Here is a 9538-nt window from a genome sequence, read left to right as displayed (position 1 = left end):
AACATCCCAGGAAGAAACTTCCTCTCACGGTTAGGACTTGTAGCCCTTAGCCTAAGTGTTCTGGTACCGGAATCAATTGTAGGTTCGAATGCATATACCGTTCCCTCAACTTCCTGAGTACCTGACTCTCTTGAAAAAAAGATCTTCGAACCCAATTCTACCATACCCGCATATCGCTCAGGAATAGAAAACTCGATTTTAATAGGATCAATATTCACAATACTCGCAATCACGTCTGTCGTACTGATCACACTTCCCTCAGAAACCAGCCTTAATCCAAGAATTCCATCAAATGGTGCTCTCACGACTGTTTTGTTCAATTGGGCTTCGATCAAATTCATATCAGAAAGATTCGTATTGAACTGATTGAGCACGATATCATACTCTTCCTGTGAAATAGCTTCTTTCTCTAATAATTGCTTTTGTCTATTCTCCTGACTTTCAAAAAGCTTTTTGGAATACTCTAATCTCTGAAATTGAGCTCTAAGCTCATCATCATTGAGGTAAACCAATGGTGTACCTTTTTTGACAAACTCTCCTTCTTTAAATGCTATTTTAGTAACCAAGCCTGAGATTTCAGTCCTGAGATTCACCGTTTCGTTAGGAAGAACTGTACCAGTCACGCTGAGGTTGTTTTCCAATCTTTCTGGTCTTAATTCCACAACATTTACGGGAAGGGTCTGATTAGCGCCAGGTCCGCCAGCTGCTTGTGGTGAGGATCCAGAATTTCCTCCTCCAAAAATTTGATCTTTCCTTGGATAAATAAAAATAATCGCGACTACCGCAACTATCACAACTGTAAGAATAATTTTGGTTTGATTTTTCATTCTATGGTGATACAAAGAATTTAATATGACTAATTTTGGTTTCTAAGAAAATCTAATGAAAGCCGGTTAAATGCATCAGGTTGCTCTACGTTTACAACATGACCACATTCTTTGACAATTTTAAGGATAGAAAGTTTATGTTCTGCTACAATTTTTTTGACGGGTTCCAAAAACATGATGTCTTCTTCTCCCATCACGTATAGCGTAGGAATCCCCAACTCTCTCTCTTTAAAATACTTAAGAAGAGGGTTGATATCTTTGGTTAATTTAAACCATTTGATGAATTCTTTTTGACAAAGCCTCTTTGCCTCCCTGATAAATAAGTTTCTGGACTCCGAATGGTGTCTTCTTGGCATGATGATCCAAGCAAATAAGCTATATAGCCACATGTATGGAACCACACTTTTAAAGGTGTTTCCCAACAGAACGAGTACCCTGGAGGTAAAATTCAGTCTTGTGATAGCACCTGCCATCACCATAGACTTCACCCTATCAGGTTCCATTTCTGCCAATTGCCTGATCAAAATTGTGCCCAGAGATACGCCCATAAAATGAGCCGGAGGAATCTTAAGATGATCAAGAACCTCAATGATGTCTTTGGTGACTACCGAAAAGGTATACTCATCTTTCCATATATTCTTTATGGATTGTGCGGACTTACCATGCCCGCGTAAGTCAATAAGCAGTAGGTTAAAATCTTCTTTAAATTCCCTAATCTGTTTGTACCAGATTGAAGATGAGCCTCCTGCTCCATGAATAAAAACTACCCAGTCCTCACTCGTAGAATGCTTGTATGTTTTATAATACAACATGCCTTTTTTATTTGTGCTGAGCATATAACTTGATAGGGACATAGATAGTTATTCAACCGAAAGCTAAGACCTTTCGTTCTTCATCGAAAAGAAATAAACATAGATGGCAGTAGTTGATTTTTAGCGGTGAATTTTTGGACAATCTAAGCAAGCTTTTTGAAAATCAATATGTGAAAAATACATATTGATAGAAGCTGGAAACTCGAAAAAAACTGAATTCGAGTGTATTAATTTTCCAAGTAAAGGCAATTGGAACCTACCTTGGACATCTTCCCAGTAGTACCAGCTCAATCCAATTAACATAACTTTTGAGTGATGCCTAGGTTCAGTCGACTACAATCGAGAGGCCGTTCGTAAAGACACGAACGGTGGCAACAAAAAAACCACCCATATCCGTAGACAAAAAAAGCCAGTCCCAAAAGGAACTGGCTTTATATTTATAACCCGATTTATAGCTTATAGCTTCGTCAGGGTAAATTCAATCGGATCTGTGATGCCGCAGCTTGATTCAGTATCATCTACAAAGAATACCTGAATGACACTGTCATCATCCAAATTATACGTTGCAAGGTTGTCGTTATCAGATTCCCAAAGGATTCCAGGACCACCGCAACCGGCACCAGCAGCTTCTTCAGGTTTAAGAACAACACCGCAAGAGAATATTATACTGAAAGGTCTTGTGGTAAAGCCACCAAGATAATTTACAGTAAATGTTCTTGCAATACTGGTTGAACCTTCAGTTAAAGTAACCACTTCCTCTACGAATCTTGTAGGATTACCGAAGAATGGATCACTAGGACCTCCTGTCTGCTCCAACTGGTATTCACCAAGACCATAACCTGCAGCTAGCGGGCAGATCACGTCGATATTGTACAAGAAAGGAGAATCATAGAATACACCACCGGCAACATCAGAAGATCTGTTATCCGGTCCGAAAACCCTTCCAAACCTATCTGTGGCATATAGTCTCACTTCAAAGACATCCCCACCTTCAATCTCATCAGCGGTTAGACCAAGAGCCTGAATCATGGCGGAAGCAGGTATGTCAGCTACCACCCTTTTAAATCTGTTGTCAGGACTCTGGGTAAAATCAGAACCGGAAATGGTTGCGACAGTAACTTCCTGTCTTTGACCACCAGATGGAGCTGGAGTAAACTCTAGTCCTACACCTGGGATCAATCTTCTATGTCTCACACGAACTTCTATGGACTCAACTGTAGTTCCTTCTTCAGCATCTACAGCTTCTAAGGTTACATTGAACCTTGAACTTTGCAAATCAAAGAAGTTGAAAGTCAAACTATTCGATTCAGCTGATCTTATCGTACGCAAATAAAGCGCCGTATCAAATTCTGAGTAAGGAACATTTGGCTCAATGAAGTCCCTACAAGAGGAAACAAATGCCAAGAGCACTACAAATATCCCTAAACTTATTTTTTTCATATTCATAATTTCTACCATTTAGAGATTAATATACCCAACTGTTTCCTTCAGGATTGGTATCCCAAAATACACGCTCAGTTCTTGATTCTGATTTCTGTCTGGCGTTATTGTTGGTTACCACATGGTTGTTCGGATAGAACATAGATCTTGGGAAAGTCCCAAAGTTCTCCAACAATCCTGGCTGCATATTACCTGGCTTTCCTGTTCTTCTGTAAAGGTTATAAGATTCATTACCGTTACCGAACAAAGCCAACCAATATTCTCTACCAATAATATCCATTCTGTCATCAGCATTAGCCTGACTCCACTCTCTGTCTACTACTTCAAGGTAGTCTTCAACTTGCTCATTATAATCAGCAAGTGGTTGGAAAGTATTAATCACCCCAGCTTGAGTAGTAGCTACAGATTGTGCTCTGACATAATTCATGGATTTTTGTATACCGGCATCAAGATATGCTTTTGCATCTCCAGACACACCATCCATAGTTTGAATGGCCTCAGCTATCATGAAATCAACAAAAGAAGGCAACATGATTGGATGAACTCCTTGACCACCTGCTCCAGCAGTTGGACTTACTGCAGCGCCTGCATTGTTGTCAAATCTACCACCAGCAGGATAAACACCCCAAGCTGTTCTACCTTCACCATCAGGCGGAATACCTTCTGCGTTCAAGTGATCTCTACCCCAGTAACCCCTGGTTCCTGGAAGACAGAATGGCCAACCACCAGCCAAATAATGACCAGGAGCAATCTCTCCCAAACATCTTAGTTGATCAGCATCTGTTGGGTTAACAATTACTTGTCTGTAGAAATAGAACCTAGCTCTTGGGTCTGGTACAGATTTTTCTTCAGTCATTCTCCACATAAACCAAGTAGACTGGTAGTCTCCACCACCACCAGGCTGATATTGAGACGCAAATCTAGGGTGACGGGAATCAGGGTCAGTAAGGTTAGTTCCGAAACGGAATACAAATTCCTGACCAGGCTGAATAAAATTGTTTGCAGCAATCAAAGCATTAATCGCAGCAGCAGAACCTGAAGGATCTACCAATTTTCTATTCAAATGATATTTCAATTCCAAAGCATTGATCAACCTTACCCAGTTAGCCCAAGTTCCGTTGTAAAACAAGTCTTGCGGAGTACCAATTGAAGAGGCAGCAAAATCTTCTCTAGCCGCCTGCAAAGTAGCCAATGCCACTGCATATACTGCGGACCCTTCATCCAAGTTTGGACTTAATGTAGTCCCAGGATCCAAAGCTTCAGACCATGGAACATCATCAAATTGATCAACCAATGTCATCAGTGTGTATGCTTGCATAACTCTTGCCATACCTGCATGTCTCCTGAAGTTCGCTTCTTCGGCCAAAGGGACAAGGAATTTTATGTTATTCAGAATATTTGCATACGCATTCGTCCATCTAGCATTTTGAGTAACAGGAGCGTGAGTCTGCTCATAAATATTAGATCCCTGGTTTAACATTCTTGTCAAACGCATACCCGTGTCACCTGTCTGATTAAAGAAGGTGGCGAAGTCAATCTGAATTCTATTCAATACCAAATTTAAACTGGCTGTTTCAGGAGCTACGTTGTTCGGATCCTGTTGCAGATCCAGGTCGCATGAACTTACCAACACCAAACTTAGTGCGATAAGTAAGCTATATATTTTTTTCATAATCTTCATTTTTGGGGATTAGAAAGTAAGGGTTACTGTACCACCAAATCTTCTGGAGCTAGGACCTGTTACAAAGTCAAAGCCCAAACCGTTACCTACACCTAGACCCAATACATCCGGGTCAAAGTTCATATTAGGTGGGAAGTTCAAGGCTAAGAACCAAAGGTTAGTACCACTCAATGCTACAGAAGCCCTTTTGAAAGGTGTTCTTGAAAGCAAAGAAGTTGGTAAGTCGTATCCAAAAGAAAGCTCTCTCAACCTTACTGTAGATCCATCGAATATATTGGATTCATCAGCACCAGTATGGTATTGGTTGAAGAAGTAGTTGGAAGCAGTTACCTGGATATCATTAGGAGTACCGTCTTGCTTCACACCTGGAAGAATGAAAGTGTACTCTCTGTCTATTACTGGATCTTTGGTTACACCCCTTGCAAGGGTTGCAGTTACAGTATTGGAGAATATAACCCCTCTGTGTCTGTATTCCATCATTACATTGGCAAAGAAACCTTTGTATCTGAACGTGTTGATCCAAGATCCAGTCCAAGCTGGGTTAGGATCGCCCAATTCAATTGGTTCAGCAGCAGTTTGGTAATCACCATTCGGCAATACAATTGGCTGCCCGGTTTGCTCATCTCTTGCAAAGCCAGAGCCTTTGATGATGTTGAATGGTCTGCCTGGAATGGCGAAGTTACCCAAGTCGGTAAAACCAGCCACAACAATCTCATCCAAACCTTCACCCAACTCCATGGTTACTGTTCTGTAAAGCGTAAAGTTTAGAATAGACTCCCAGTTGAAACCAGAAGCAGTAGTTACAGGGTTGGCAGTGGCTTGAAATTCAATACCTCTGTTTCTGATTCTACCGATGTTGATTGCTGTATTGGTAAATCCTGTAGAAGGATCAATTGGTGCAAAAGTGATCAAATCCCTTGTATTTTTCTGATACAAGGAAAGATCAAATCTCAATTTATTGTTGAACATACCTGCCTCAACTCCAAATTCGAACTCTTCATGTAATTCTGGCTTCAAATTGGCATTACCCAATTGATTGCTCAAAGCTTGAGTCTGGAACAAAGTACCTGCTGTATTTTGGAATGCCCTTGCATTCTGTACCAAAACATTTCTTGTAGAGTAAGGACTTGGAAAACCTGCAGAAGTACCATAACCGAATCTCAACTTCAAATCATTCACTGTAGATGAATTCCAGTTGAAGGCATCTGTAGGAAGGAAAGAAACTGAAGCACCTGGATAAAGGATTCTTCTGTTTTCTGGTTCTACTGTAGAAGTCCAGTCATTTCTCGCAGACAAGTTCAAGAAAAGATAATTGTCATAATCCAAAGTAATGTTGGCATAAACCCCCATTCTTCTTTCTTCTTCCGTGAAGTTCAAAACCCTTCCGGATATAGGATCTCTAGAAGAAGCTTGCAAGAAATTAGAATGTCTGAATAGATCAAAAGCCAATTGGCCAGTAGACACTATGCCATCCTGCTCATAATTGTCATATCTTGAGTTACCACCGATCAATGCTGACATGGAAACCTTTTCTGAAAGATCTTTTCTCCAATTGATGATCAAATCCTGGTTCCAAATGGTGTTGTTCACATTCAATGACCTGAAATAACCGGTGTCAACCAAGGTACTTACACCTCCACCGCCACCTTTATTGTATCTCGCTTGTCTAACTTCAGAATAAGTATCTAATCCAATTCTATAGGTTACTGAGAAGTTATCATCAATATCATAGTTCAAAGAAGTAGAATTGAAGAAACGATTCACAGTAGACACATCACTCATGAAATTAGCCATCCAGAAAGGGTTTACCTGATCATTATTTGATCTGTGCATCACACTACCCTGTGTAACTGGGTTTTGGAATGGGAAATTGGCAACGTCTATACTTCTTGGTACATATAAGGTGTTGGCGAACATAGATGGAACACCACCTGATGCACCTGAACCAAACGCAGCGTTAACCGGAGGTGAAGCCAAGTCTGTGATAGCAAAAGTAAATGAAGTATTTACTGTTAATTTGTCAGTCACAGAAGATTTGATACCCAAACCGAAGTTGTATTTGTTTAGGTTGTTACCTGGCGTAAAACCTTCATCATCCGTATATCCAAAAGATGCAGAATAAGAAGTCTTTTCAGATGCACCTGCTACTTGAATGGAAGTATTGGAAACAACACCTGTTCTAAAGAATGCCGAAGCAACGTCTTCATAGGCTCTGTAATCATACCTAATCGGGGTGGTTCCATCAGCTTCGAAAAACTCTGGAAACGCATCTCTTTGATTACCTACTGCAATCGGATGTGGAGTAGTTACACCCTCGTCCATTCTACCTCCAAAATTAGAGAAGAACAAACCTCTAGTTTGCTGAAAACCATTACCATAAATCTGTCCGAAAGTAGGCAAGGAAGCTGCTTGGTTTCCAAAAACTGACTGGTTGATAGTAACCTCAGCTTGTCTTCTTTTGCTGGCACCGGATTTAGTTGTGATCAATACCACACCGTTTCTACCCTGGTCACCATATAATACGGTAGCAGAAAGACCTTTCAACACCGAAACATTTTCAATGTTGTTAGGATCAATATCCAAGAAACGGGAGGAGGTTGTAGCACCACCTTGTGTAAATCCGCCAGCAGCATTTGTTCCAGAACTGAAAGGAACACCATCTACTACGAAAAGAGGCTGATTGGAACCAGTTGCAGAGGAATAACCCCTGATGATGATGTTGGTACCAGAACCTGAAAGACCGTTGGTAGCAGTAATGTTGACACCAGCAACTTTTCCTTGCAATACCCTTGAAACGTCAGCTTCAGGTCTGTTTTGGATAAGTTCTTCGCCCACAGTTGATACTGCATAGCCCAAGGCTTTCTTGTCTTTCTCAATACCGATCGCCGTTACAACAACTTCAGAAAGTTGCGACGCATCAGTAGTGAGGGTCAAATTGATTACGGATCTGTTGCCGATTGCCTCTTCCTGGGATTTCAATCCCACAAAAGAGAAAATCAGAACGTTTGATCCGTCAGGTACACTAATAGAATAATTACCATCCAAATCGGTGGTAGTTCCTACTGTAGTACCCTTTACGAGAACGGATGCGCCTGGTAGACCCAGTCCGTCTTCATCGGAAATTACCGTTCCGGTAATTACCCGTTGCTGCGCCGACACCTCTAACGTGAGTGCCATGGTGAAAAGCGCAATAACAAAGAGTAAAGCTTTTCTCATAAGGTATTTAGTTTAGTTGATGCGTAAAGAAAAATTATTTATTGCACTTTTCAAAATTGACGCAAGATTCATGAAGCGCTCTAAATATCTATAGAATATTAGTCTATTAACCAATTTTAACATTCGATTTACATATATATCAAAACTTGATCTATACATAGTTATATTTTTACCAAAATACTCATTCTAATGGTGCAAAAACCGTCTGAACGGTTCTTAGAAGTGATTATTTGGCAATTGGCCATAAGCTAATCCAAATCTTTATAAAATGGGGGTATTAAAAGATCAATACAAAATTTTATTCTGTTTCACATGAACCATGGAAAGACGTTAAACAAATAAATAATTACTGTTTTTTTAAAAAAAATGATTTTTTGAATTCAAAATTTATGTATTCCGTAATTAAATTTATTTTTTTTGTATAAACGGTAATTTTTAGCCAGGTTACAGCAAAACAATGAGAATTTGTTTCAATTGAGCTGAAAAAAAAATTAAATACCTTAAAAATTGGTTTTGTTTTGTTGGATATAAGATGAAAAATTCTATCCTATTTTTGAAATAGGGTATGTTTTGGTGAATTTAGCTTTAAAAAAAGCGAAAATCTGGATTACAGGGGTAATCCAACTCTTCTGTCATGCTTTACAAATATAATTTGGCTGCAAAACAATTCAAAATAATATTCTGTTTTTGAATATTGTATGATTTGAATATTGTACTTTTTACAAAAAGAAAAGGTCATGTTTCGCAAACATGACCTAAATCCCTTTTTTATTCCGTTTATTAAAAAGTAAAGCGTATAGAAAGTGCTACTTCATCACCCCAAAATCCCGCATCACCAAAGTTAATTACAGGTTTCCAGTCCAAAGACAGGTTGATAGGTGCATTGTCGAATACATAATCCAATCCGATGATTCCATCGAGTCCTACTACAGTGGTAGCGGCCCTATTATCACCCCAAGGTCTGTTGCTTCTTCTTGCATTCCAAGTGCCTACGTGAGCACCTCCACCAAAAAACCACATCAGACCCTTTACGTCAGAAATATCCTTATGAACTTCATAGAGTCCGGTAATGACAAAGCCTCCCCACCTGGAATGGAGAATCCCCTCCAAAGCAGCATCCTGTGAGATAAAATGTTTGACAGTAAGTCCATTGGAAACACCTGCCCTGAGGCCTATTCCAGTAGTGTATTGGGCAAATGATTGATTGCTCATAGCCATGCAAAAGAGAATTGCAGATAAAAAGAGTAATTTTTTCATAGTTTAGTTTATTTATAAGAATGAGGATTAGGCTTTCAAAATCATGCCAAATTAAGGGAAATGGGTGAATTTGCAATGCTAAGCCTGAAGAGCTATCCTAAAACAACCCATACTGGAGCTTGCGGAAGTCTGGGATAGCAAACATCCATTGCTCAATGAGGCCTGAAAGGCCGATCTTTATAAAAAATCAACTTTCTAAACTGAAACAGGACCTGCCAGGCCTTCTCACTCAACCATCAAGATCTCAAAAAACTGAATCGCGAGTTTCTACTCCCCAATGATAAAGCCCAAAGGGCTGACCCATG

Annotated in this window: 6 protein-coding genes; all 6 read right to left on the bottom strand. The window is 39.9% G+C overall.

Translation table 11 applies throughout. The annotated features are described in order from the left end of the window. On the bottom strand, window positions 1–827 hold an 827-nt coding region (locus EA341_RS18860), incomplete at its 3' end, for an efflux RND transporter periplasmic adaptor subunit (protein ID WP_293016729.1). A 29-nt stretch (window positions 828–856) separates the two neighbouring features. Next, the gene (locus EA341_RS18855) at window positions 857–1639 is read right to left on the bottom strand and encodes an alpha/beta hydrolase (protein ID WP_293016728.1); all 783 of its coding nucleotides are present in this window, start codon (window positions 1637–1639) and stop codon (window positions 857–859) included. 456 nt (window positions 1640–2095) lie between these two features. Further along, window positions 2096–3079, bottom strand: a complete 984-nt coding sequence (locus EA341_RS18850) for a hypothetical protein (protein WP_293016727.1) — start codon at window positions 3077–3079, stop codon at window positions 2096–2098. A gap of 25 nt (window positions 3080–3104) precedes the next feature. Further along, the gene (locus EA341_RS18845; protein ID WP_367127878.1) at window positions 3105–4751 is read right to left on the bottom strand and encodes a SusD/RagB family nutrient-binding outer membrane lipoprotein; all 1647 of its coding nucleotides are present in this window, start codon (window positions 4749–4751) and stop codon (window positions 3105–3107) included. 18 nt (window positions 4752–4769) lie between these two features. Continuing rightward, window positions 4770–7976, bottom strand: a complete 3207-nt coding sequence (locus EA341_RS18840; RefSeq protein WP_293016725.1) for a SusC/RagA family TonB-linked outer membrane protein — start codon at window positions 7974–7976, stop codon at window positions 4770–4772. A gap of 780 nt (window positions 7977–8756) precedes the next feature. Next, entirely contained in the window at window positions 8757–9233 is a 477-nt protein-coding gene (locus tag EA341_RS18835; protein WP_293016724.1) for a hypothetical protein, read from the bottom strand. Window positions 9234–9538 lie beyond the last annotated feature (305 nt).

Source organism: Mongoliibacter sp. (assembly GCF_007692705.1).
GTDB lineage: Bacteria > Bacteroidota > Bacteroidia > Cytophagales > Cyclobacteriaceae > Mongoliibacter.
The sequence above is the reverse complement of the archived record's forward strand: the minus strand, read 5'-3'. Positions and strand labels throughout refer to the sequence as shown.

What these genes read in the sequence shown, in the direction of transcription:
- EA341_RS18845 (WP_367127878.1), bottom strand. Translation starts at nt 4,751, where the DNA reads ATGAAAAAAATATATAGCTTACTTATCGCACTAAGTTTGGTGTTGGTA.
- EA341_RS18850 (WP_293016727.1), bottom strand. Translation starts at nt 3,079, where the DNA reads ATGAAAAAAATAAGTTTAGGGATATTTGTAGTGCTCTTGGCATTTGTT.
- EA341_RS18840 (WP_293016725.1), bottom strand. Translation starts at nt 7,976, where the DNA reads ATGAGAAAAGCTTTACTCTTTGTTATTGCGCTTTTCACCATGGCACTC.
- EA341_RS18855 (WP_293016728.1), bottom strand. Translation starts at nt 1,639, where the DNA reads ATGTTGTATTATAAAACATACAAGCATTCTACGAGTGAGGACTGGGTA.
- EA341_RS18835 (WP_293016724.1), bottom strand. Translation starts at nt 9,233, where the DNA reads ATGAAAAAATTACTCTTTTTATCTGCAATTCTCTTTTGCATGGCTATG.